General features: G+C 54.7%; 21 protein-coding genes. 4 read left to right on the top strand and 17 right to left on the bottom strand.

Annotation, left to right across the window (positions count from 1 at the left end):
- Positions 1-6 precede the first annotated feature (6 nt).
- Both ACK2JC_RS19800 and ACK2JC_RS19795 read right to left on the bottom strand, forming a co-directional pair.
- Positions 7-2,274, bottom strand: coding sequence for a xanthine dehydrogenase family protein molybdopterin-binding subunit (locus tag ACK2JC_RS19800; protein ID WP_276850219.1), 2,268 nt, complete (start codon positions 2,272-2,274; stop codon positions 7-9).
- Position 2,275: 1 nt separating this feature from the next.
- Positions 2,276-2,779, bottom strand: coding sequence for a (2Fe-2S)-binding protein (locus ACK2JC_RS19795; RefSeq protein WP_092364321.1), 504 nt, complete (start codon positions 2,777-2,779; stop codon positions 2,276-2,278).
- Between the two features lie 195 nt (positions 2,780-2,974).
- On the opposite strand from ACK2JC_RS19795, the gene ACK2JC_RS19790 reads away from it, so the two are divergent.
- Complete coding sequence (locus ACK2JC_RS19790) at positions 2,975-4,540, top strand: helix-turn-helix domain-containing protein (RefSeq protein WP_368271001.1); 1,566 nt, start codon at positions 2,975-2,977, stop codon at positions 4,538-4,540.
- Here ACK2JC_RS19790 and idi read toward each other — a convergent pair.
- The 11 genes from idi to ACK2JC_RS19735 all read right to left on the bottom strand — a co-directional run bounded on the left by idi (position 4,498) and on the right by ACK2JC_RS19735 (position 16,956).
- On the bottom strand, positions 4,498-5,070 hold the full coding sequence (idi, locus tag ACK2JC_RS19785; RefSeq protein ID WP_276850214.1) for an isopentenyl-diphosphate Delta-isomerase: 573 nt from the start codon (positions 5,068-5,070) through the stop codon (positions 4,498-4,500). The genes ACK2JC_RS19790 and idi overlap by 43 nt on opposite strands.
- The gene (locus ACK2JC_RS19780) at positions 5,045-5,452 is read right to left on the bottom strand and encodes a hypothetical protein (protein ID WP_118757250.1); all 408 of its coding nucleotides are present in this window, start codon (positions 5,450-5,452) and stop codon (positions 5,045-5,047) included. The genes idi and ACK2JC_RS19780 overlap by 26 nt, the downstream gene beginning before the upstream one ends.
- Positions 5,453-5,474: 22 nt before the next feature.
- A complete protein-coding gene (locus tag ACK2JC_RS19775) occupies positions 5,475-6,035 on the bottom strand; it encodes a UbiX family flavin prenyltransferase (protein ID WP_276850209.1) in 561 nt (186 codons plus the stop codon).
- A 60-nt stretch (positions 6,036-6,095) separates the two neighbouring features.
- Positions 6,096-7,496 (bottom strand): UbiD family decarboxylase, encoded by a 1,401-nt coding sequence (locus ACK2JC_RS19770; protein ID WP_092364306.1) that lies wholly within the window; start codon positions 7,494-7,496, stop codon positions 6,096-6,098.
- A gap of 176 nt (positions 7,497-7,672) precedes the next feature.
- On the bottom strand, positions 7,673-8,719 hold the full coding sequence (locus ACK2JC_RS19765) for a nucleotidyl transferase AbiEii/AbiGii toxin family protein (protein ID WP_320937725.1): 1,047 nt from the start codon (positions 8,717-8,719) through the stop codon (positions 7,673-7,675).
- Positions 8,697-9,434: a DUF6577 family protein gene (locus ACK2JC_RS19760; protein WP_118757249.1), complete on the bottom strand. Its 738-nt coding sequence runs from the start codon at positions 9,432-9,434 to the stop codon at positions 8,697-8,699. Before ACK2JC_RS19760 ends, ACK2JC_RS19765 begins: the two co-directional genes overlap by 23 nt.
- 112 nt (positions 9,435-9,546) lie before the next feature.
- Positions 9,547-11,496, bottom strand: coding sequence for a hypothetical protein (locus ACK2JC_RS19755; RefSeq protein ID WP_320937724.1), 1,950 nt, complete (start codon positions 11,494-11,496; stop codon positions 9,547-9,549).
- 363 nt (positions 11,497-11,859) lie between these two features.
- Entirely contained in the window at positions 11,860-13,314 is a 1,455-nt protein-coding gene (locus ACK2JC_RS19750; RefSeq protein WP_107435322.1) for a 4Fe-4S dicluster domain-containing protein, read from the bottom strand.
- Positions 13,315-13,610: 296 nt separating this feature from the next.
- Positions 13,611-14,789, bottom strand: coding sequence for a SpoIIE family protein phosphatase (locus ACK2JC_RS19745; RefSeq protein ID WP_107435321.1), 1,179 nt, complete (start codon positions 14,787-14,789; stop codon positions 13,611-13,613).
- Positions 14,789-16,714 carry a [Fe-Fe] hydrogenase large subunit C-terminal domain-containing protein gene (locus ACK2JC_RS19740; protein WP_092364294.1) on the bottom strand — a complete coding sequence of 642 codons (1,926 nt, stop codon included), beginning with the start codon at positions 16,712-16,714 and terminating at the stop codon, positions 14,789-14,791. Before ACK2JC_RS19740 ends, ACK2JC_RS19745 begins: the two co-directional genes overlap by 1 nt.
- Before the next feature lie 2 nt (positions 16,715-16,716).
- Positions 16,717-16,956, bottom strand: a complete 240-nt coding sequence (locus tag ACK2JC_RS19735; protein WP_024735912.1) for a (2Fe-2S) ferredoxin domain-containing protein — start codon at positions 16,954-16,956, stop codon at positions 16,717-16,719.
- A 272-nt stretch (positions 16,957-17,228) separates the two neighbouring features.
- Here ACK2JC_RS19735 and ACK2JC_RS19730 point away from each other — a divergent pair, with 272 nt between their 5' ends.
- The 3 genes from ACK2JC_RS19730 (at position 17,229) to ACK2JC_RS19720 (ending at position 19,973) form a co-directional block, all read left to right on the top strand.
- Entirely contained in the window at positions 17,229-18,371 is a 1,143-nt protein-coding gene (locus tag ACK2JC_RS19730) for an ABC transporter substrate-binding protein (RefSeq protein ID WP_107435356.1), read from the top strand.
- A gap of 214 nt (positions 18,372-18,585) precedes the next feature.
- The gene (locus tag ACK2JC_RS19725) at positions 18,586-19,380 is read left to right on the top strand and encodes an ABC transporter permease (protein WP_118757246.1); all 795 of its coding nucleotides are present in this window, start codon (positions 18,586-18,588) and stop codon (positions 19,378-19,380) included.
- Entirely contained in the window at positions 19,377-19,973 is a 597-nt protein-coding gene (locus tag ACK2JC_RS19720) for an ATP-binding cassette domain-containing protein (RefSeq protein ID WP_276949260.1), read from the top strand. The genes ACK2JC_RS19725 and ACK2JC_RS19720 overlap by 4 nt, the downstream gene beginning before the upstream one ends.
- 33 nt (positions 19,974-20,006) lie before the next feature.
- Here the strand turns inward: ACK2JC_RS19720 and ACK2JC_RS19715 are convergent, their stop codons facing one another.
- The 4 genes from ACK2JC_RS19715 to ACK2JC_RS19700 form a co-directional block, all read right to left on the bottom strand.
- Complete coding sequence (locus ACK2JC_RS19715) at positions 20,007-20,819, bottom strand: hypothetical protein (protein WP_320937690.1); 813 nt, start codon at positions 20,817-20,819, stop codon at positions 20,007-20,009.
- A gap of 5 nt (positions 20,820-20,824) precedes the next feature.
- A complete protein-coding gene (locus tag ACK2JC_RS19710) occupies positions 20,825-21,649 on the bottom strand; it encodes an ImmA/IrrE family metallo-endopeptidase (protein WP_320937691.1) in 825 nt (274 codons plus the stop codon).
- Entirely contained in the window at positions 21,649-22,026 is a 378-nt protein-coding gene (locus tag ACK2JC_RS19705; protein ID WP_092364279.1) for a helix-turn-helix transcriptional regulator, read from the bottom strand. Before ACK2JC_RS19705 ends, ACK2JC_RS19710 begins: the two co-directional genes overlap by 1 nt.
- 80 nt (positions 22,027-22,106) lie before the next feature.
- Complete coding sequence (locus ACK2JC_RS19700; protein ID WP_320937692.1) at positions 22,107-23,477, bottom strand: MATE family efflux transporter; 1,371 nt, start codon at positions 23,475-23,477, stop codon at positions 22,107-22,109.
- Between the last annotated feature and the right edge of the window lie 77 nt (positions 23,478-23,554).

Below are 23,554 nucleotides of genomic sequence, written 5' to 3'. Positions count from 1 at the left end.
ATAATCTTACCTCGCCTTTCCTAATGCCTTTAAAATATTCTCCGGTGTCAGGGGATAATCCATGAGCTGGATGCCGATGGCGTTGGAGACAGCCATCATGATTGCGCCCGGAAGCGGCGCCCCGGATATCTCGCCCACGCCGATGCCGCCGAATGCGCTCAAATCGTTGGGCGTTTCCTCTATATGAGTCTCAAAAACCGGCAGCTCCGGGAATACTCTCCACTTGAAATCCACCAGGTTGTTGGTCAGGAAACGGCCGGTTCCCTCGTCCAATACCATCTCCTCGGTGATGGCGCTGTCGCTGCCGCAGCTTCCAAGACCGCCCTCCAACTGCATTTTCAGGTTGTAGGGGTCGATTACCTGACCCACGTCCGTCCCTTCCACGATGCGCACGATCTTGGCTGCGCCCGTATCGACGTCCACTTCCATTTCCACGAAGGAAATCATGAAACAAGGTTTGGAGTGGTCCATCTCAAACACTCCGTGCCCTGTGATCGTATTCATGGGGCCTAACACCGCGATCCACGGAATCGCCGCCTGTGGATTTTCTTTGATAAATATAATGCCGTCCTTGGTGTCCAGAGCCTCAGCCGGACAATGCAGCACTTCGGAAGCCCGCTCTAAAAGCTCCGCCTTCGCCTGCTTGGCGGCGTCACCCACCATACGGCTGTAGACAAGGGTGCCTCTGGAACCTGCCAGTCCCCAATCCCAGGGGTTATCCTGGCTGTCCGGCGTGGAGATCGTCACTTTATCCAGCGGAAGATTCAGGATTTCCGCTGCCATCTTCACCACAGAAGACCTCTGGCCCATGCCGGATTCCGCGATGCAGACATTGATATTCGCCGTGCCCCATCCGTCGATCTTGACAAATGCTTCGCCGTGGAGCATGCCGCAGTCCGCGCTGCCGTGCACGCAGCAGCCCACGCCGTACTGCTTGCTGCCTACCACCTTGTAAGGCTTCAGCCAGCCGGGGAACTTCTCTTTCCAGCCAAAGTGTTCAGCGGCGTGGTCCATCACGTCGTTGTAGCTGAGGAAATGGTTCTCCCACCATTGGCCCTCCACCCAGTAGTAACCGCCGTTGATATCGCACATATTTTTCTTGAAAAAGTCCACCGGATCCAGGTTCATCTTGGCCATAGCCATGGACAGGATGGGAATCAGCGAGGCGTAGGATTCCTGGCCGCCGAATCCGCGGATACCGCCGGAACGGCAGCGGTTGGTGGCCACCAGATGGGGCTGGTAGTTCCAGTGCTTGCACTTATTGAGCAGCAGCATGGCGCGCCCCAGTCCGTTGGCGATCTGTCCCTGACCGAAATCGGAGTGTACGCCGGAGCCCACCAGCCATGTGCCCTCGTAGGCGTGGACCGTTCCGTCCGGCAGCAGGCCGATTTTTGCCTTCAGACGGCTTCCCAGCCGCAGCATGTAGGTGGAAATATGGGCCTCTTTGGAGATCACCAGCTTCACCGGCCTGCCGCAGGCCTTAGCCAGCGCCGCGCAGTAAAGCCCTTCCATGGGCACCGTGTTCTTGCTGCCGAAGCCTCCGCCCACATTGCAGGAGATCACACGCACATTCACCCCGGGCATGCCCAGCTGCATGATCATCTTCTGGATATTGGGGCTCTGGAAGCTGCCCTTCATGGTACAGTTGTTGGGGCCGTCCCACCAGGCCACCAGGCCGGGACTCTCAGCGGGAAGGGGGTTGGAAATCGTCTCATACCTGGAGGTTCCCTCCACCACCACGCTGCACTCCTCAAATCCCTTCTTCGTGTCTCCCATCACAATATCCTGCAGTGCCTTGGGCCCAAAGGGCGGGCAGCCTCTGGAAATGATATTGTTGGGGAACTGCTCATAGAGCTGGGGCGCTCCGTCCGCGATGGCTTCGTCCAAATCCTGGACCGCGGGCAGAACCTCGTACTCCACCTGGATCAGCTCCGCCGCCTCGTCCGCCGCTCTCGCGCTGGCGGCTGCGATCAGAGCCACCGGGTCGCCCACAAACCGCACGTGCCGATCCAGCAGCCGCTTCTGTGCGGGCATGCCGGTGATCCAGTCAAATGCATTTTCATATGTAAGAATTGTCTTGACTCCCGGCACCTCCAGGGCCTTTGACACGTCGATCTTTGTAATCATGGCGTGGGGATGAGGGCTCATCTTGATCTTGCCGTAGAGCATATTGTGCATATGGACATCGTTGCAGTATTCCGCCGCTCCCGTGACGATTGCCCGCCCATCGATCCTTGGGGACGGTTTGCCGATATATCTAAATTCTTTCCCCATATTATTTTCTCCTTTCCGCCGCCTGCTTCACCGCTTCCAACACCTGGTAGTGGCTGATACAGCGGCAGTAATTCCCGGCCAGCGCTTCCTTGATCTCTTCCTCGTCCGGGTGCGGATTCTCCTGGAGCAGGGCCTCCGACGCCATGATGATTCCCGGCGTGCAGTAGCCGCACTGGAAGGCGGAGTGATCCACAAACGCCTGCTGTACTTCGTCCAGCTCCCCGGTTCTGGGGTTCTGGAGCCCCTCGATGGTCTGAATGTCAGCCCCGTCGCATTCCACTGTCAATATGGTACAGGAGGGAACCGCTTTGCCGTTCAGGATGACCGTGCAGCACCCGCAGGCGCCGTCGTCGCAGGAAATCTTCGTCCCTGTCAGCAGCAGCCTTTCCCGCAATGTCTCGGCCAGCGTGTCCGCCGGCGATATGTCGCCCGCGGAATTTCCAACGCCCAGCCGGTACACATCGCCGTTCACTGTGATTGTAACCGTGGTTTTCGTTTTACTCATGAATCCGTAACCTCCTTGTATTTGTGAAATTTGCTAAATTCCCGTTTGCACTTGACAAAAAATAGTCAATATGACTAATATAAGTATAGCATGGCAATTTATAACCCGCCTACAAAACAGGCCCTCCCATTTTGTAGACGGCCATGCCGGTATGGATATCCCCCATGCCGGTTCTTTGAAAGGACAAGATCACTTATGTTTGAAATGGAAAAGTGGGCGCAGACCCGTTTATTTTCATCCTGTAAATTCCGCACGCCCTTTTACGGCAGATCAATCGCCGGACTGGCTCTCTTAAAAGACGTTTGGGGCCCGGATAACCGTGATATGCTGATTCTTACATACGGTGGGGAGCTGGCCTCCCACCCCAGCGGGATTTCATCCGCGCTGGACCACATGGAAAAAAGCGGAGCCGCCGGGATCGTACTGGCCCGGGACTCCATGGACAAGGCCGCTGTGGACGTTTTGGCCCGGGAGTGTGAACGCCGGAGCCTGATCCTGGCGGAGATGACCGATTCCATCTCCTTTGTGGATTTCATCCGGGAGTTTTACAACTACATGCCCTGCGCAGCTACCGGTGAGCTTTGCAGCTATGGGGAGATTTTCCAACGGTTTCAGTCCGCATTTTTTACCCACGGCCTGGACCGGCTGTTAAAGGAGCTGCACGATTGGACCGGACGCCAGACCGCACTGGTGGTGGGGCAGGACACTTACGTCCACCCGCGCACGCCCATTCTGGATCCGGTTATCTTCTACCCGGTATACTGGCAGAAGGAGTCCGCCCGTTCTCCCTTTGTGCACGTCCGCCGCTACACGGCCGCCCAGCCGCCCATCTACATCCTGCAGGCCGACCTATACAAAAACAGCCTGCCCTTCGGCATGCTGTTTCTGATTGGAAATGGAGAAAAATTTAAAGAGACCGACTACTACCTGCTCAACTACGCGTCCATCCTCTGCACCGGACTCAGCGACTTGAACCTCCGTTCCCGGCAGATTGCGGCACTGTTCGCCAAAATACGCCGTGAAAACACGCTGACCGGACCGGAGCTGGAACTGTTGCCGGAGGAAGGCAACGCCCTGGTTCTCCAGGAATTTCACAACGCCCTTCCGGGAACAGCGGTCACCGGAGCCGAGGACTATCTCGCCTACCTGCTCCACTACCATTTTCCCCGCAACCTCTGCTACAGTTTTAAAGACAACGAGCTGCTGATTTTTATCTCCACAGAGGATGTGGAGAATTTCGTCCGCAAGCTGACCGCCCTCTTAAACACCACCGGACGGCAATACCACGTAGGGATCAGCCGGAAATATAACCGCAGCCAGGTAGTCACCGCCTTCTCAGAGGCCACCCACGCCGTCAAAATGGCCGGTCTGCTGGATTATGGGCAGACCCCCTGCCACTTCCATCAGCTGGGAATCTACCGCCTCTTCACGTACCCGGAAAACCCCTGGGCCGTCAACCAGATGCTGGGAGAAATGGACGTCCTGTTGAACGTCCTGGACAATGAGAAGAAGGATATTCTGACCCTGACCGTGCGCACCTTTGTCAAAAACAATTTCAGTTACCAGAAAACCGCTGACGAGCTGTTCACCCATGTCAACACCGTGCGCTACCGCATCCACCAGCTGGAAGAGCTGTGGAACGTGGACCTTTCAAGCACGGAAGGGCGTCTCCTGTTCAGCGTGCTGTCCAAGCTGCTGCCCCTGTGGATGCAGGAGTTTTATAACCAACAGTCCGGGCAGTCCGGCGGGGAAGAGCGGTAGGCCGTAGCGCAGGCGCCGCCCAGTCCCGCCGCCCTCAGCGCAATCGACGCGGCCTGGGGCAGCCAGGGGGCGTAATCCAGGGGCCGTTCCACCAGGCCCGAGGCCAGATCCTCCGCGCTCACCCAGGCCGTCTCCTCGATCTCCTCCCGGTTAGGCGCCACCGCTCCCCGATATTCGCCGACAAAGACATGGTCGTACTCGTATTCATATAAGCTATCATTAAATTGATAACGATAAATAAACTCCCCAACCTCTCTCACCGGACAGGAAATTCCCGTTTCCTCCAGCAGCCGCCGTTCCACCGCCTCCGAAAGCGTTTCTCCCCGCCGCGGGTGGGAACAACAGGTATTGGCCCAAAGTCCCCCTGAATGGTATTTGCTGAAAGCCCGCCTCTGCAAAAGAAATTTTCCGTCATGATGCAGAAAAACGGAAAATGCCCGGTGCAGCATGGGCCTGACATGAGCCTTCATCTTCTCCTCATATCCGATTTCCCGGTCCAGAAAATCAACCAGTATGATGTGATCCCCCATCCGTCTCCCTCCTGCTCTTCACGGCTGCGATGTATTCATCCAGCGCCTCCATGGCATTTTCCCCTATTATTTCCAGTTCTTGTTTCTGGGCCCCGTCAATGTGGATTCCCACAGTGGCTGAGACATTGACCTGCAGCTCTGTGCAGAGCTTACCGGCCGCCTTCTGGGCCAGGTACACGTCCTTATGGCCGGGCACAGTGGCGGTCCAAAGGTCGCAGCTGTTCCCCTGCCCGGTCAGGCTGGGTCTGGGCGCAGCCAGCACCACTCCGCCCACGTGGGGCGCCTCGCCTCCGGTCAGGCACAGACAAATTCCATTTCCGGTGTCCAGGGCCTCCAGCCGCACCTGCGTCCTGCCCTGGCCTTTCACAATCCTGTCACCCATGCAGATTCCCCTTTCAACGCTCCTATTTTCCCTCCCACGGGATAAACGCCTTGTGCTCCATACCGAACTGCATGAGCACCTTGCCCACAATGTGGTCCACCTGCTCCTTTACCGTGGTGGGGTGGTTGTAAAACGTGAGCATGGGCGGCAGCAAAATGCAGCCGTAGTCAGCGGCCTTTTTCAGGTTGTCCAGATGGATCCGGCTTAGGGGCATCTCCCTGGGCACCAGGACCACCCTGCGGCTCTCCTTGATACACACGTCCACGGCCCGCACCAAAAGATTGGCCCCGTATCCGTTTGCGATGGCGGAAACCGTCTTCATGCTGCACGGGATCACAATCATTCCGTCCGTGCGGAAGGAGCCGCTGGAGATGGATGCCGCCATGTTCTTGTCGTCGTAGCAGTAATCGGCCAGCTTCATCACTTCTTTGATATCCATGTCCGTCTCATATTTAAAATTTTCGATGGCCCCCTGGGTGATCACCAGGTGGATCTCACAATCTTCCTGCATCCGGAGGGCCTTCAGCATCTCATACCCCATGACCACGCCGCTGGCTCCGGAAATTCCCACAATAATGCGCATAATATTCTCCTGACTCTCATGGTGTGTTTGATCCGCCTCCGGCCGTTATCGTGATCCTATTCAGAAGCGGTCTCCAAACCTCTTCTTTCCTCTCTCCATAATCTCAGGGTCATCCACCAGCTGAGGAATCTTATTTCCACAGCGGATGTACTCCTCTGTCGGCATGGTCGCGTCAATACCCATTCCGGCCGAATACTGACGCTCTGAGAACGGGCAGGACGGATCCAGCCACTGGCCCGGTATTCTCGGGATAATGGTCACGTCCCGGTCCGCCTTCACTCTGGTGGACATTGCCCAGTGAACCATCTCGTAATCCCAGATATCGATATCCTTGTCAACCACAATAATGTGCTTGTACGGACCGCGGCTTATGCCCCACAGGGCGTTCATAACCTTTTGCGGGTGGCCTTTGTACATCTTGTCAATCTTGACAATCGCCTCATAGGCGGGGTTGCAGCGCATATCCAGAACTCCGGGCACCACTGCTTTCAACAGCTTGAAGGATTCGGCCTGGTGGGTACGCCCCACAACATAATGGCTCTCCGACGGATACCACTGCTCGCGGGTTCCGTGGAAAATCGGATTATGGCGGTGGGTAATGTGTTCCACCACAAATACCGGAAGTGTGGAAGCCTCCCCATAGAATCCGGTGTACTCGCCGAACCACTCCGTCACCTCGTGCTGGCGGTCATGGGGATAAATATGGCCTTCCAGCACCCACTCGGCTGTGGCCGGAACATTGATATCGATGGTGTCGCACTTCACCAGCTCCACCGGTTCCCCGCGCAGCGCGCCTGCGATGGTGTACTCATCCACGCCCGGGGATGTTCCCACGCCACCCGCAATCTCGATCAGCGGCTCCACGCCGGTCACCAGCGCCATCGGCATAGGCTTCTCCAGCCGCTCCCATTTCTCCAGGTGCATACCGCCGTGTGTGGAAGCAGGCGCGCCCCAGCACATCTTGTTCTTTTCCTGGATTCCCATGCGGTAGATTCCCAGGTTGTGAACGCCGTCCTCAGGATCTTTTGTCACAGAGATCAACAGGGTGCCCGGGAACGCGGACTTATCCTTGATGTGCCATTTCACGTTACAGATTTTGGCGAGATCGATATCGTCGCCGTCAATGGTTTCCTCTTTACATGGGCCGGTCTCCACCATCACCGGGGGAACCAGGGTCTCCGTGCGTCTGGCCCACTCATTGTTGTATGTATCCCAGCTCTCCAGTCCCAGCGCGGCCAGGAAACGGCTGTCCTCGGCCAGCATCCCCGCAACCATGGGATAGTCCATCCCTTTGATATTCTCAAAGTAAAGCGCCGGCCCCAGTTTCTGAAGCGTGGCCCTCGTGGCGTAGTTCACTTCCCACTCCGGGTCCATCTCCTCCTTCACATGATCCAGCTTTCCCCGCTCCTCAAGATATGCCAGAAATTCCCTCATATCCTTCCAATTCGCTTTCAGCTCCAATTTCTTTCCCTCCTTCTGGCAAGAAATGCCCAGGGTCTTTGCAGGCGCTCCGCAAACACTTCCGGCAGCACCGCCTCACAGATGCTCTATGGAGTCAGTATATCATTGCGGGATGGGGGAAACTTACAAAAAATGGAGGGAGGTTTTGTAGGGTGAGGAGAACAGACACAGAACAATCAGAAGTGCTCCAGCATTCTGCTGGATTCCACAAGATATCCATACGCTTCCAAATTTACATGTTTTATATACGAAAGCTTTTGATATGTTTTAGAGGTTAGTCTTGAATGTATGTAATGTTCCGGATGGGTGATTGGGACACATGTTTTCTGATCTGTCAGTATACTGACGGCCAGATACATTACTTCGCAGGCGTATAGGGCAGCGTACTCCCCATTATAATGGGATTTGTAGATATGGCCTTTTATTCCGTTTAGTCCTTTTTGATAATACCTATAATCATCTGCAAGTATACTTCCTCTTCCGATTATACAAGAACAGGCTGCAATCGTATCCTTTAAAACTTCTTGCTTACCAATACTCAATTCTCTGTATGCAAGTTCAGCATGCACCACTTGATCGTAAGTCTGCTTTACCTCTGTAAAATAATCCATCTCCCGAAACAGCATTCTACAATCAAACATTTGCTTCATAATCTCCAATTCCTTCGATACGCCAAACGGAATACCTGTGGTATGCGGTGCGAAAGCCGTTAGCTTATCGCCCAAAATACAGTTGACATTTGGTATTTGCACCATAATATCCGGTTTTTCCACCAAAAGCAATTCATTATCAATATTACATTCCAACAAGGACGGATAATGATTTTCTTCAAATAATACATCCAGTAAAATCGTGACTTCCCTACCTGAAACCGGAGAATTATATGAAAATTTGAAATGTCTTTTCAGCATATTGTTCATTCCGTTTCGCTTTTGTTCCTCTGCTTTAACAAACGGAAATATCGTTCCGGCTTTTACAATATACCTGTCAATATCCGTGTATGGCGCTACAATAATATCAATATCCGTTGATAAACGGAATGGTTTTTTTAACAGTAGCATTAAACAAGTGCCCCCCTTAAATATAAATGGAAGCCCTGCTCTCGAAATGGCCTCCAACAGGCCAAACGCATATAATACCCGCTCTAACAAAGCCGGGTCGTTACCACTTTCCCTGTATAACGCCTCAATATGTTCCCTGCTATAGTTTTCCTTTGCAATCATCTCTGAACGTCTCCATGTATACAATCATCTTCTCTGCGGCATTTCTCCTCCTGGCATAGCGCAGCATTTTCTTTTCATCTATAAAATACCGCCCCGTGGCAATTTCCATAATCAGTGGATACTCGCCGGGGCTGAACAGCCGCTTGATCGCTGTCTCTGCGAACAAATCGACCAGCAGCTTCTCAAGAATCATATGATGGGGGTTCTGCCTATCTCTGGGCGACTCGCTGACACGGTCGACGATAATGACACAGTTCTCACGCCAATACCGCTGATACTCCCTCTCATCCGGTTTATACAAAATTCTTCCACCCAGCTTCTCATCCAAAAAATCGAATACGAAACTTCCTACTTCCTTTTCAACCTGAATCACAATCGTATTTTGCGCAATTTGATGGTTTAAAAATTCATTCAGTAAAATCGATTCGAACACATAAAATTCTGCCAAAGGATATTCGCTCTCGATCGTGTTTAATAAAGTTTGCGCATATTTGCTGTAATCAGGCGTGTACCACAGCTTGCCGCTTGGCATACTGCGGGTATAAGTATCATATCCCACTCGGAAGATCAAACCTTTGGATAACAATTCAGGCATAAGCCATTTAAATGTATTATAATTCAGTTCCTGATTGGCCCGCTTCAGCTCCGTAAACAAAACCTTTCTGCTAAATATACGGTCATCCGGCTGATCCATCATCACATCTTCATACCACACCTTGTTCTCCCTCCCGCATTACATCTATTGGCATATTTTAAATATTTTTGCCGATAGATGTAACATATCACAGGGTTGTCAGATTTTCAAGGGTGATATCGGCCAAATTCTCCTACAACTGCCCCGCCAATTCCCCCAGGCACCGCTCCACATTATTTCCATGCACATAAAGAATCTTCTGTCCCTTTTTGCGCTCCGCCATAATCCGGTTGTAGCTGGCATGTTTTAAAATATCGGTATTGAAAATGATGTAGCGCTTGTTCCGGAGTATGGACGGGTCGAAATTCCGGTTGTCGCAGGCCAGGAACTGGCTGTTCGGAAAATGACATCGCATCTTTTTCTGCCAGTTGCTGTGACCCCCGATCACAAGGCTCTTTTCAAGTCTAAGCCCCTCCAGCTTTTCCCTGCCGTGGGCCGGCAGTTCTTCCTCCTGTCCCACCCGCAGTTGGTAGGCGAAACTGCGCAGGCTGACCAATTCCTCTTTTTCCTTCTCGTGCCGTTCCACAAGTTCCCGCAGCGCGTTTTCCAGTTTTTGGATCTTCTGTGTCTGATCTCCCGCCAGGCGTTCCAGCGCCTCCCGTTGTCCGGCGATCAACCGCTCCCGTTGCGCCAGCTGCTCCTGTCTGAGAACCAGCTGGCGCTCCCGCTCCTCGATCTGCCTGGTACGGAAGCGCAGCTCTTCCAACTGGTTTTCCTCGCACCGGCGGTGTAGCTGTTCGATGTATTTGCATAAGGTGGCTGTCAGGAGTATGGATTCGTACTCCTCCTCGCTCAGAGACCCGAACAGACTGAAAATCTGCTCGCATTCCCTGCGCTCCAGCCGGATCCCGGCCAGCATCCTGGGGTGCAGCCTGTAGTGGAGAAACAGAAGCTCCATGGGCTCAGGCGGTGAGGCAATCCCCCATTTCCCGCCGGGAAGAGGAGAGGCCGGTGCGGAAGCGGTATTGCCGGTCTCCCGTGCTCCCATAGCGTTCCCAGCCTTCCCTGTTCCCATAGCGTTCCCGGCCTCCCATACTCCCATAGCGTTCCCGGCTTCCCCGTGCGCTCCGGCTTTTCCCCGCGCCCCAGCCTCCCCGTGCGCCCCGGCCTTCCCCCGCGCTCCGGTCTTCCCGCACCCCCCAGCCTTCCCCCGCTCCATAATCTCGCTCCCCGCCAGATAAAAACTGGCATGGTAGGACTCCAGGTGAGGATTCTCCTTTTGCAGCTTCCGGTAGCAGCTTACCCCCTCCCGGGTGCACACCGGACCGGCCGGAGGGCTCATCATCTCCTCCTCATAGATCAACAGCATTTGAAGGACAATGTAAAAAAGATAGTCGTGGAGAACCGGTATCCCCAAATCCTCCGCAATGGCCATCTGCACCATCATCCGGGACAGATTTTCCGCCATGTCGCTGTTGTCGTCCAAAGCCGCGCTGAAATTGTCCCCGGAAAATGCGTTCAGCTTCTTGATCTGATTCCGAAGCGGCTTATACCCCAGATTCAGGATTTCCATCAGGACCCGGCAGCGCTCCCCCTCCGCCTGCCGGCGCGCCAGGAGCAGCAAGCCCGCGGCGTTCCTCGCCAGCTCCCGCTCCTCCTGGAGAAACCAGCAGAAAAAAGCCGCCTCCCTGAGATCCGATTCCCGGTACGCCTCATAGCACCGATCCGCCTCCCGGTCCGTCGCCTCTTTTAACGCGGTCCGGCAGCGCTGGTTGCGGACCATTGCGTAAATCAAAAACGGCAGACTGTCCACGTGAATTTCCCGGTGGTCCAGCTCAAAAATGGGCGCAAGAAAGAAACGCGCCTCTTCCGGCAGCTTTTCCCGGCGATTCCTCAACCGTTTGCTGTAAACCGCCTCAAAGACCCGTTCCAGCTCGTCGTCGCCCCATCTGGCCTCCAAACCGGCCACCCCGTTTTCCGCGTCGATCAGCCGGAACAGCCCTTCTGTCTCCCCGGACTCCATCAGCATTTCCATCACCGTATGCCTGGCGCCGGCCGAAACCCCCATGCTTTTAGCCACAAAAGCAGCCTTCGGCCTCCCATAGCAGCAGACGCCGTTGCAAATAATGTTCCATTGCCCCATAAACTCCCTCCTGATATGCAGATTTTCGATTTGATTCAATGATTTTTCCGGCGAAACGCCGCGTTCTGAACGATTCAGAATGATAATTGATTTGTAAAAAGAACGATAGAAGAGATAACTTCTATGAAATAGAGGATAGCATAAGATGAAAATGAATTCAAGAGGTTTTGGCGATATTTTTCCGCAATACCAGTCCGAACCGCCGCCCTGCAATATCCGATGCAAAAACCCCCGGAACCGCAGTCCCGGGGAGTTTTGCACGCTCAAATGAGCACTTCTGTTATATTATGATCTGCCGGCATCCGGATCACCCAGACTTCCATCGTCTGGACACTTCCGTTTCTCACTAAGCTCCACCGCGCCTCAATGCCTGTGCATCGAGAACTGATCCATGGGATAATTCTTCAAATTCTCTCGCACCTTGCGACCGTCGGCCTGGCCGATCAGGGCGTCGCGGTCCTTTTTGAACTCGTTCTCAGCCTTGCGCTTGCTGGGACCGCCCACGCAGCCGCCCACGCAGGCCATACCTTCCACGAAGTCCTCGGGCAGCTTACCCACACGCAGCATGAGCAGGGCCTTCTTGCACTCCACCGCGCCGTTGCATTTGGCAACCTTGATGCCGTCGGTGTTCTCGCCCGCTTCCTGCATGCACTCCAGTACCGCGTTCGTCACGCCGCCGCCGTTGCCGAAGCGTTTGCCAAACACGGAGCTCTCCTGGTATCCGTTGGGTTCCGGCTCAAGCTCCACGCCCTTGGCCTTCATCATGGCGTTCACTTCCTCCAGATTCAGCACATAGTCCGCGTTGTCCTTCACGTTCAGATCCAGGGCCTCGCTCTTCTTGGCGATACACGGACCGATGAACACGGTGATGGTCTCCGGGTCCATGGCCTTTAACAGGCGGGACACCGCGCACATGGGGGACACGGTGGTGGACATGTTGTCCAACAGCATGGGGAAATGCTTCTTGATCATGTTCACGAAAGCCGGGCAGCAGGAAGTGGTCAGCTTCTTGCCTTCCTTGTAGGCCTCCATCCACTCGTCGGCCTCGTAGGCAGCGGTCATATCGCCGCCAAGGCCCACCTCCACCATATCGGCGAAGCCCGTCTTTTTCAGGGCGGTCCGCCAGCTGGCCATGGTGATGTCCGGTCCGAACTGGCCCTCAGTGGCGGGCGCCACCATGGCGACCACCTTCTTGCCGGCCTGGATCAGGTTAATCACGTCTATCATAAAGGTTTTGGAGTCAATGGCGCCAAAGGGGCAGCTGTGCACGCAGTTGCCGCACTCGATGCATTTCTTCTCATCGATCTCGCAGATGCCGTACTCGTCGTAGGTGATGGCGTCCACCGGGCAGCTCTTCTTGCAGGGGCGCTCCAGATGGGCGATGGCGTTGTAGGGACAGGCCTGGGAACATTTTCCGCAGGACTTGCACTTGGCCGGATCGATGTAAGCGCGGTCGCGGCCCATGCTGATTGCGCCGAAATTACAGGAATTCTGGCAGGCCTTACCCATGCACTTCTGGCAGTTGTCCGTCACCACATAGGCGGCGATGGGACACTCCTCGCAGGCCGCGTTGATGACCTGAACCACGTTGGAGGAGTTTTTGCCCTTGGGGCATTTTCCCTCCGCCAGGCGCACTCTCTGCCGGATGATCTCACGCTCTTTATAAATACAGCAGCGGTAAGTCGCCTGGGGCCCCGGGATAATCTCATAGGGAATGTCGTGGGTCTTTTCCTCCAGCTTTCCCTCCCAGGACGCCTTGGCCACCGCATACAGGACCTCATGCTTCAATCGCAGAATTGTCGCATCATTGGTTACCATTTCTCTTTTCCTCCTCTATCAATCTACCCTCTTATGTATCTGTTCAGTACCTTCACAGATACGGGCAAAAATCCATTTAAAATCGACTTCGTCGATGGGATTTTTGCCTGCAAGCTCAGATTTTCGTACGGTCAGCGCAGCAAGTGCGCAGACCTACTGAATAGTTGCCCTCTTATCAACAATAGAAATCTACTATATACATAAGAAAAAAGCAAGTCCTAAAAACGGTACAAAGGCGCTTTTTGTGAAAAATTAGTCAACTTTGTATATTTTTTAACTATAGTGTAAGAAAGCCGTTAATAATACGTGATTGTGACGGTTTTTCCCATCTCCTCGATTACGTGTTTCAGCTGTTCCACCAGGTTCTGGCGGATTCCCAGGTCAAAAGGCAGTCCGGGGTTCTGGTAAGCGCTGTTGATGGCCTTTCCAACGAACAGATGAACCTCGGTACAGTCCTCGATCAGCACCTTTGCCACCATGGAACCGCCGTTTGGTTTGTCCAGCTCCTCGAAAAATTCCTCGGACACCGTCTCATTTTTCACATAGCGGCGCAGAAGCTGCAGCACCCGGTTCAGAGTCAGCACGCCCTCGGTCACCAGGTCCACCCCGTCCATATAAGCGATGGGCGGAATCTCCGGGTCCACGTAATCCAGGGACACGTCCAGGCGTTTGTTCAGCACCCGGGAAACGATGGTGGCGCTGGTTCCGCCGCAGACGATGGTGCGCGCGCCCGCATCCGCCATAAACTCGTGGACCATGCGCACGTCGTCCTCGGGGTTTCTGGCCGGGCCGGTCATCAGATGCACCGGCTTGCTGTCGATGATGCGCATGCAGGCCACGGTGGTGTCGTCGCCGGGGCGGAACTGATACAACTCGTCGCAGGCCCGGCTGATGGACGTGGCAAGGCGCATGGCCGACACGGTCAGGGCGTACTGGCGCACTGCGTAGTCCGCGATGTCCTGCCACAGCCAGCCGAAGTTTAACAGTTCGCCCACTCCGGCGTGGATGGTACCGTCGCTCATCAGGATCAGGGCGTCGCCCTTCTGCACCTTGAAGCGGTACTCATTGATCTTCTTGCCCTGAATCTCCCGCACATTCTGGGGAATCTCCATCAGCTTCCCGTCCCGGACGAAAATACAGCCCGGGTTGTCGTACTCCACCAGATAGGCGTCGCCGTTGTGGTACACCTGCAAAATGCTGAAGGTGGAGTAAGCCACCTGCCGCACCTGGCAGATGGGCAGCGTCTCGCTGATGGTATCCACGCACTCCTCCAGGGTGGCCCCGTTTAAGAACATGGTGCCCAGAATCTTGGAGGTCAGGGTGGAGAGGATGTTGGCCTTCACGCCGCTGCCCATGCCGTCCGCCAGAATCATGATGTTGGAGTCCTCGGTCTGCAAGAGCTCCACCTTGTCCCCGCACAGGATCTCAGTGTATTTGTTCAGGCTCTTATATGCAACATCTACCGTAATTCCCATCATTTACCTCCGTTGCGGCCAGGCCCCGCGCCCAGACGGACGTAGCTGGTTTTGGCCGGATTCGCGGTTCCCAGATGGACATAGCCGGTGGTTTTCTCCTCCTTCGGCGTCATCACGCCCTTTAAGGGCTTAGCGCCGCTGCCCAGATGGGCGTTTGCGGCCACCTGCGGCGACTCGTCCTCGCCGCCCACATAGATGGCGTCTCCGCTCTCCTCCAGCAGGGAATGGCACAGCTTGGTCAGCGTGGTCTTGGTCTCGGCCGTAGTCTCGCCCAAAAGCCCGGCGATCTCCTGGGCCACCATCATCTGCTTGTGGATAACCTTCTGGGCCAGGTCGATGGTCTCCAGTTTGCGCTCGTAATCCTCCCTGGCCTGCGCCTCCTCCTTGGTGATATCAATAAAGGTGGCCAGCACGGCATTTTCCTTCTCAATGTAAACGATGTTCTGGAGGGTGGAGAGCTTGTATTCCGGATAATTCACCCGCTTGCCGTGGATGTTCTGGTGGGTGTCGAATACCCACTGGAAATCCACCGGGTCGATAAATTCGTAGAGGTACATCTGCAGGGCCTCAGTGCGGGTCTTGCCGAAGTATTTCTCGCCAACGTTGGAGTATTCCTTGATCTTCATCTCCTCGTCCACGATCAGCACGATGTTGGGCGAAGTCTCCATCACCAGATTGGCCATGGACTCGGCCTTCTCGTGCATGAAGGGGATGCACATGCTGACCTCGGCCTTATGCTGGTACACGGCGATGGCCTTCTCCCGGCAGGTGGGGTATCCGCAGGCGCCGCAGTTGAGTTCGTCCTCGGGGCGTACCTTGTTGGTCATGCGCAGAATGGCGCGGATCTCCTCCTCGGAGGGCTGGGGATCCCTGGGGGAATGGTCCTCAAAGCGCTTGGCAAAGCTGACCTTCTCCCACACCGGCTCCATGGTCCGGGCCTCCACCGGTTCCCGGGCGATGGTCTCCTCCATATCCAGCTTAACCTTGAAGCGGGAAATGGTCTCGTCGTTCACCGTGGGCCCCTTGATGCAGCCGCCGGAACACATATTCATCTCAATAAAACATCCCTTGATCTCGCCCCTGGCCATGCTCTTGCACAGATCGATGCAGTTCTGCACGCCGTGGACGTAAAACTTGCGGTAATTGTCCGCCTGCTCCTCCGTGGCCAGCACTGAATTCACCACGCCGTTGGTCACCGGGTACAGACGGTTCACCTTGGGATCAAAGCAGGTGAAGGGTTTGTCCTCGCAGTCGGAGATCTCGATCTCTTCCTCCTCCAGCCACTGGTTGATGTCGTTGAAATTCAGGACCGCGTCGATGCAGGACTCGTGGCGCGGGTCCTGGGCCTCCTTCTTCTTGGCGATGCAGGGGCCTAAGAACACGACCTTCACCTGGCTCCCAAGTTCCTCCTTGAGCAGCAGCCCGTGGGCGATCATGGGGGAAACCACCGGCGCTAGATACGGAACCAGCTGCGGATAATAGATCTCGATCAGGTCGTTGACGCTGGGACAGCAGGTGGTGATAATATTCTCCATCTGATGTTCCGCCAGCAGCTTCGCGTACTCCGCGGTCACAAAGGCCGCTCCCTCGGAGGTCTCGCGCACGTCCTCAAAGCCCAGGCGCATGAGCGCGGCCCGGACCTGGCCGATGGTCTTGTATTTCAGCAAACCCATGAAGGAGGGGGCGATGGACACCACCACCCGCTCCCCCGCGGCTATGTATCCCTTAACCTTGTTCAAATCGCTGTTGAGCGTCTTGGCCGACTGGGGACAAATCCGCAGGCAGTGCCCGCAGAGAATGCATTTGTCCGGCATGATCACGGCGCGCTCGTCCTTGACCTGGATGGCCTTGACCTCACAGTAGCGGACGCACTTGTAACAGTGCTTGCACTTAGTGGCTTTAAAATCGATGATTCCCATAATCATGGTCAGACTCTCCCTAAGATTTCGTTGTTAAAGAACTCCTCCGTATCCTCCGGTTTCAGTGAAAACAGCTGGTCCTCCACCGTGACGCAGACGCCGTGGTCACAGTTGCCGCTGCAGAACGAACCGTTCAAATCCACCTTGCCGGACAGGCCGTTCTGCGCCACCAGCTGCTGTAATTTCTCGATAATCTCTCTGGAGCCCTTTAAATGACAGGCGCTGCCGATACAAATTGTAACTTTCATCCCTAATTTCCTCCGCTTTTTGATCGTTAGTCTGCTTTCTGGGGTGACCCCAAATATGCTTCTATTATCGCACATTGTGAACTTTATATCAACAGAAAATCCGCCCGGCACGGGAATTTATTTGTAATGAACGGCATTCTGTGCTATAGTAAAGCTATTCGTTCTCACCCCGAAGCACGGCTGACGGAGAAGGCGAGGCTTACTACCGCACTCCCTTACGTTCTGCGCCCTTTTTTCAGGATGAGGATATGGAAGGAAAGGAGAACGTAATTATGAAAAAATCTGTATCTGCCGTTATTGCCGCCCTGATGGCCGCCTCCGCTATTCTGGCGGGCTGCGGCTCCGGGAACACCGGCGCCACCGTTGCCGAAACCGCTGCCGAGACCACCGCCGGGGCTGCGGCCGGAACCTCCGCCTCTGAAACCTCCGCCGCCGAAACCCAGCCGGAGACCACTTCCCCCGGGACCGAAGCGGAGAAAGTGCCCGCCACCCTGACCGGCGACACCGGAGACAACTGCCAGGCCGGAGTCCGGGTCGGCTCCCTGAAGGGCCCCACCTCCATGGGACTGGTGTATCTGATGGACAAGGCCCAGAAGGGCGAAACGGAAAATCACTATGAATTTACCATGACCGGCGCGGCGGACGAGCTGGTTGGCAAGATCGCAAGCGGCGACCTGGACATCGCCCTGATTCCCGCCAACGTGGCCAGCGTGCTCTACACCAAGACCCAGAAAAATGTCACGGTTCTGGACATCAACACCCTGGGCGTGCTCTACGTGGTGGCCTCCGACGACTCCATCACCTCCGTTGCGGATCTGAAGGGCAAGACCGTGTACATGACCGGAAAGGGCACCACCCCGGAGTATGTGATGAATTATCTGCTGAAGGAGAACGGCCTGGCCGCAGGGGATGTGGACCTGCAGTTCAAGTCCGAGGCCACGGAGGTCGCCTCCCTGCTGAAGGAGAATCCCGACGCCATCGGCGTTTTGCCCCAGCCCTTCGCCACCGCAGCCTGCATCCAGAACGAGGCTTTAAAACCGGTGGTGGATCTCACCGAGGCCTGGAACGCCCTGAATCAGGACAGCGGCAGCATGCTGGTCACAGGCGTCACCATTGTGCGCAGCGATTTCCTGCGTGAGAACCGTGCCCCCATCCAGATGTTCCTGGAGGACCACAAGGAATCCGCCCAGTACGCCGTGGACCACGTGGACGAGACCGCCGAGCTGGTGGCCGCCGCCGGAATCGTGGAAAAAGCCCCCATCGCCAAAAAGGCCCTGCCCTACTGCAACATCGTGTGCATGACCGGCCAGGAGATGAAGGACGCTCTGAGCGGGTACTTGAACGTGCTGTATGAGCAGGACGCAAAATCCGTGGGCGGACAGCTGCCGGGGGATGAGTTCTACTATATGCCATAGGCCGGAACATAAAAAAGGCCGCAGCGGCTTCTTCTGAGCGCAGCGGCCTTTTTCGTTGGATGCAATGGGCTGCTGGCGCAGCCGGCGGGCGATTGTTGGATGCAATGGGCTGCTGGCGCAGCCAGCGGGCGATTGTTGGATGCAATGGGCCGCTGGCGCAGCCGGCACTGAAACGGCCAAGCCCCTGGTCTGACACAAAAAAGGAGGACAAGACATGCTGAATCGAACTGAAGGAGGGCCGAAGGCAAAGACCTGGCTTCGCAGGGCCGCCGTGTGGCTCCTCTGGATCGCGCTGTGGCAGGCCATCGCCGCCATGGTCCACAATCCGATCATATTTGTGGGACCCTTTGAGATGCTGCGCTCCCTGAGGGATCAGCTTTTTGACGCCGCATTCTGGCAGACCATCGGCCACTCCTTCGGCAAGATCAGCCTGGGCTTTCTGGGCGCTTTCGCCACCGGCCTGGCGTTGGGCAGCCTGGCTTACCGTTTTCCATTCCTTGGCGAGCTGCTGGAGCCCTTCATGTCCCTGATCCGCTCCATCCCCGTGGCCTCCTTCGTGATTCTGGCCCTGATCTGGATCGGCTCCGGCAGCCTGTCCGTCTGCATCTCCTATCTGGTGGTCCTGCCCATCGTGTACGTGAACACCATCGCCGGGCTGGCCTCCACCGACCCAAAACTGCTGGAAATGGCCCGGGTATTCCACATGCCCGCCCTGAAAAAGGTCCGCTACATCTATGTCCCCGCCCTGATGCCCTACCTGGTCAGCGGCTGCAAGACCGCCCTGGGCATGAGCTGGAAGTCCGGCATCGCGGCGGAGGTCATCGGTATCCCGGACAGTTCCATCGGGGAACAGCTCTATTACTCCAAGCTGTACCTGGATACCGCAGGGCTCTTCGCCTGGACCTTTGTGATCGTCATTGTCAGCGCTGTCTTTGAACAGCTGTTCCTGTTCCTGCTGAAACGCTTCTGGCGTCAGCCGGGGCAGCCTGCGGGAGGTGTGGAAGCATGATCATCCGGTTAAATGATCTTACAAAAATTTACAATTCTCAACGGATACTGGATCACCTGAACCTGAGCTTCACGGATGAGGCGCCCTGCTGCCTCATGGGTCCCTCGGGCTCCGGCAAGACCACGCTGCTACGTATTCTTCTGGGCCTGGAACGGCCGGACGGCGGCTCTTACTCCATCACCGGCGAAAACGGAAGCGATCTCACGGGCAGCGTCCGCTTTGCGGCGGTCTTTCAGGAGGACCGGCTGTGCGAGGCCTTCACGCCGGTGGAGAACATTCAGATGGTCACCGGCCGCGCCCTCTCCGGTGAGCAGATCCGCGGGGAACTGTCCCGCCTGCTGCCCCCGGAATGCTTTGACCGCCCCGTTTGGACCATGAGCGGCGGCATGAAGCGACGCACCGCCATCTGCCGCGCCGTGCTGGCCCAGTCCCAGGCCCTGCTCATGGACGAGCCCTTCACCGGCCTGGACGAGGACAACAGGCGGCTGGCTATCCGCTACATCCGCGAGAAAGCCGCAGGCCGCCTGCTGATCCTGACCACACACCAGGAGGAGGATGTGGAATTGATTGGAGGGAGGTTGGTGAGGTTGTAGGGAATACCGGAACGCTGAAGCTGTGGCTCTGCATTAATAGTCGCAGCTTCGCAGTTTCAGGTTCCCATTTTTCAAAATAGTCACAGCGCCGTTATAGATCCGATTGAATATCTCATATCCATCCATTTTGATCAACTGCATTTCCTTAGTATTTCTATGTACCTTAAAATCCGTCTGCCCCATTTCCCGATGAAACATCATCCATGAATCGAAATACAGTTTTGCCTCGCTTCGCTCTATTCCCAGCCTTTCTTTCAACACATAAAAAGAAGAAATTGCGCTGATGCAGGGGATTCCTCCTGCATTGACCAGACTGCTTCTAGCCTTTTTATCATCCGAACAAAAAAGATACAGCGGTATATCCTGCCAGCTCTGAAGCACCTGCTGCAATAAATATGTCTTAATCTCGCCTAGATTGTTCTCACGCCCGACAGCTGCATCACAACGGACAAGCTCCTCCAAAAAATGTTCATCAGAGCTTTCACGCAACGCCTCAAGCTTGGCATAGTATTGTTTATAATATGTCTCGCCAAACGGCCTGCAGGCATTTTCTAAATCATAGAGATAGAACGCTATCGCATTTTTCCCATAAGTCCTGCGTTGTAGCGCAACTAAATCACCATCAGAAAATTTCTGGATAGCGCCTTCTGTTATTTTTCTCTGTAACCACCTATTCGCCGCTGCATTATGCCGCCCTAACTCTATCGCAATTTGCTCATGACAGACAAACTGATAGTCCGGCAGTTCAAGCACTCGGTCTATCAGCCTGTTTTCATCATCTTTTCGTGTAATATGGAGCTTCGAAATAAAGTCAGTATCCAACAACGCACATTTTTTCTTTGTCATAGACGCTATTCCCCATAACGGCCATATCGCTGCAGAATCCGGCGAAGCGTCTCCTGATCTTCCTCTGCCCTGGAATCAACTAATAAATCGTATTCCGCATTCTGTTCGATCAAACGTTTCAGACTTCCCGGCTGAAGGATATCAGGAGTACGCCTCTGCCATCTGTCCGCATCCGGCTCATATCCGATATTTTTTTCCAATATTTCTTGTTTGATATCCAGGAATTTACACACGACATCGGCATTTACATACTGTTCTTCATAAAGCCGAAGCAGAATTGCTTTGAATGGCACAGAAAAAATGGCCATCAGACGAATCAGATCATTCAGATTGAATCTTTCCCTTGAAATTCCATAGATTTGCATTTGTTCATGAAGCGCATTGGAAGGCACGAGAAGCAGTCCCGCAAATGCATTCGCCTCCCGATCCTCTCGGCTCTCTCCATCCTCATCGATCACTGCGGCATTTAAAAATGAACCGTTTCTCAAAACGCTCTCATCTTTTTTCTCAATAAAACACCAGATATGATACAATGCATGAGCTGCGGCAAAAATCTGCTTGGACAGCGGCAGCCAGGAATTGATGTAGACAAATATCTTTCCTTTTTTGACGCATGTGAGGGCGCAGAAATCGTCATCCCTTGTGGGGAAACGCAAAAGCTCCAGAGGCTCCTGCTTTTTTCGCGCATAGTTTGCCAGCACTGAAAAAATATCATCCTGTATGATGTTATTTCCATTGTAAAGGCTGTTAAACTGAACGACAGCTTGCGACAATTCCTGGAAACGCCCCGGATTCTGTACAAAAAGACTGTTCTCCAATACATTTCCCATTAAAATTCTGTCCACTCCTCTCTCATCGCCATTCCGTTTTCCCGAACCGTATCATGAAAAAGAATCAGATTGATCAATAAATCAATATCCTGTATTGACTGTCGCGCTTCTTCAGTTTTAACCTGTCCCATAAAAACATGAAACATATCTGTCTCCTTGTGATTCTCCGGAATCGACGTCAGCTCTTCCATGCTTGTGTTGCAAAATACGGCAATCTGCCGGAGCTCCACCGCATTGATCGTCCGTGTTCCATTTAGCATTTTGTTGACAATTTGTCTGGATAGGTTCAGATGCTCTGCCAGCTCTACCTGCTTTTTATGATTCATCTCAAGATATCGATTGATATTGTTGGCGATGACTGTATTCATATCCGTCATGCGAAACACCTCCTACTCCTGATTCCAGTATACGAGGCGCGGCTTCTTTTGTCAATATTTTAGATACAAAATAACGCATTCTATTTATTTTCGTATCTATTTAAGCTACACTCAAACCTCCAATACACATACACCGACACCGCCACGTTCACCACATCCGCCGCAATCTGCGACCACACGATCCCGTACATGCCAAAGGCATAGTTGAGCAGATACAGCATGGGGATGTTTAGCACCAGCCAGCGCAGGACGCCGAGGAACAGGGCGGTCCGGCCTTTGCCGAAGCCGTTGAAGAGGTACACGGTGAAGAAACTCAAAAACATAAAGGGCGTGGCCAGGCAGCGGACTCTCAGGAAGCCGGTTCCCAGCGCCACCGTCCCGGGATCGCCGATAAACAGCCCCGTGATGCCCGGCGCAAACACTTCATATAAAAGGATGCTGAGAACTGCGCAGAGTATACCCACCCTGCGTGAAAAAGCGATGGTATCCTTCATCCGTTTCCGGTTGCCGGACGCGTAGTTGTAGGCCACGATGGGCATCATACCCTGGCTGATGCCGATTCCGATATTGAGCGGCAGGCGCTCGATCTTCAGCACAATTCCGATAGCCGCCATCTGGACGTCCCCGTAGGCGGTCATCAACCGGCCGATCACAATGTAATCCAGGTCGAATAAAAATGTGGCCAGCGCGGAGGGGAATCCCACATTGAAAATGCTTTGGATGCTGGCTTTTGCCGGAAGCTCCCTGACGTTTCCTCCCCTCAGGATGGAATCCGGCCCCAGTCCCCGGATTGCGATCAGAAAATATCCGCAAGAGATGATATTCGACAGGCAGGTGGCCAGCCCGGCCCCCAGGATTTCCCTGCCACGGGGCAGCAGTACGAACATGAACAGCGGATCCAATGCCACGTTCAACAGGCCGCCCAGGGTGATGCCCACCCCGGCTTTTTTCGACTCCCCTATGCTCCTGAGAAGATTGGCGTATGTGTTGGAGAGCACCGTGGGTATGCCGCCCAGCACGATCACGCAGAACGCGTATTCATTGGCGTACCGGTACGTCTCGCTGCCCGCGCCCAAAAATGACAGGATCGGCCGCCGGAAAAACAACAGGATCAGGGAGAACATCCCGGCCAGCCCCACCGCCATGCAGACGCTGAAATTGCTCACCCTTCTGGCTTCCTGCATCTGGCCTTTTCCCAGCAGCCTTGACACCAGCGCCCCGCCGCCGACACCGGCCAGACCGGCAAGGGCCAGGGAGATATTATAAACCGGCAAAATGAGGGACGCGCCCGCCACCATGTACGGATTGTTGGTCTGCCCCACGAAAAATGTGTCCGCCATATTGTAGAACAGGATGATCAGCTGCCCGATCACCGTGGGCACCGCCATGCTGCTCACAGCTTTTGCCACCGGCATTTTCTCAAATATCTGGATGTTTCTCGATTCCACCATCATCATTTCCCCCGTATGTATGATATCCGCCCTCTGCCCCGCATTCTCAAAAACCGGTCTCACAGAGCCGTAACGCT

The sequence above is a fragment of the Enterocloster lavalensis genome (assembly GCF_046603895.1).
Taxonomy (GTDB): domain Bacteria; phylum Bacillota; class Clostridia; order Lachnospirales; family Lachnospiraceae; genus Enterocloster; species Enterocloster lavalensis.
This window is presented reverse-complemented; position numbering and strand designations above follow the sequence as displayed.

Excerpts from the sequence above, each read along its gene's own strand:
- ACK2JC_RS19800 (WP_276850219.1), bottom strand. The coding sequence starts at position 2,274 with ATGGGGAAAGAATTTAGATATATCGGCAAACCGTCCCCAAGGATCGAT.
- ACK2JC_RS19795 (WP_092364321.1), bottom strand. The coding sequence starts at position 2,779 with ATGAGTAAAACGAAAACCACGGTTACAATCACAGTGAACGGCGATGTG.
- ACK2JC_RS19790 (WP_368271001.1), top strand. The coding sequence starts at position 2,975 with ATGTTTGAAATGGAAAAGTGGGCGCAGACCCGTTTATTTTCATCCTGT.
- idi (WP_276850214.1), bottom strand. The coding sequence starts at position 5,070 with ATGGGGGATCACATCATACTGGTTGATTTTCTGGACCGGGAAATCGGA.
- ACK2JC_RS19780 (WP_118757250.1), bottom strand. The coding sequence starts at position 5,452 with ATGGGTGACAGGATTGTGAAAGGCCAGGGCAGGACGCAGGTGCGGCTG.
- ACK2JC_RS19775 (WP_276850209.1), bottom strand. The coding sequence starts at position 6,035 with ATGCGCATTATTGTGGGAATTTCCGGAGCCAGCGGCGTGGTCATGGGG.
- ACK2JC_RS19765 (WP_320937725.1), bottom strand. The coding sequence starts at position 8,719 with ATGATTGCAAAGGAAAACTATAGCAGGGAACATATTGAGGCGTTATAC.
- ACK2JC_RS19755 (WP_320937724.1), bottom strand. The coding sequence starts at position 11,496 with ATGGGGCAATGGAACATTATTTGCAACGGCGTCTGCTGCTATGGGAGG.
- ACK2JC_RS19750 (WP_107435322.1), bottom strand. The coding sequence starts at position 13,314 with ATGGTAACCAATGATGCGACAATTCTGCGATTGAAGCATGAGGTCCTG.
- ACK2JC_RS19745 (WP_107435321.1), bottom strand. The coding sequence starts at position 14,789 with ATGGGAATTACGGTAGATGTTGCATATAAGAGCCTGAACAAATACACT.
- ACK2JC_RS19740 (WP_092364294.1), bottom strand. The coding sequence starts at position 16,714 with ATGATTATGGGAATCATCGATTTTAAAGCCACTAAGTGCAAGCACTGT.
- ACK2JC_RS19735 (WP_024735912.1), bottom strand. The coding sequence starts at position 16,956 with ATGAAAGTTACAATTTGTATCGGCAGCGCCTGTCATTTAAAGGGCTCC.
- ACK2JC_RS19730 (WP_107435356.1), top strand. The coding sequence starts at position 17,229 with ATGAAAAAATCTGTATCTGCCGTTATTGCCGCCCTGATGGCCGCCTCC.
- ACK2JC_RS19725 (WP_118757246.1), top strand. The coding sequence starts at position 18,586 with ATGCTGAATCGAACTGAAGGAGGGCCGAAGGCAAAGACCTGGCTTCGC.
- ACK2JC_RS19720 (WP_276949260.1), top strand. The coding sequence starts at position 19,377 with ATGATCATCCGGTTAAATGATCTTACAAAAATTTACAATTCTCAACGG.
- ACK2JC_RS19715 (WP_320937690.1), bottom strand. The coding sequence starts at position 20,819 with ATGACAAAGAAAAAATGTGCGTTGTTGGATACTGACTTTATTTCGAAG.
- ACK2JC_RS19710 (WP_320937691.1), bottom strand. The coding sequence starts at position 21,649 with ATGGGAAATGTATTGGAGAACAGTCTTTTTGTACAGAATCCGGGGCGT.
- ACK2JC_RS19705 (WP_092364279.1), bottom strand. The coding sequence starts at position 22,026 with ATGACGGATATGAATACAGTCATCGCCAACAATATCAATCGATATCTT.
- ACK2JC_RS19700 (WP_320937692.1), bottom strand. The coding sequence starts at position 23,477 with ATGGTGGAATCGAGAAACATCCAGATATTTGAGAAAATGCCGGTGGCA.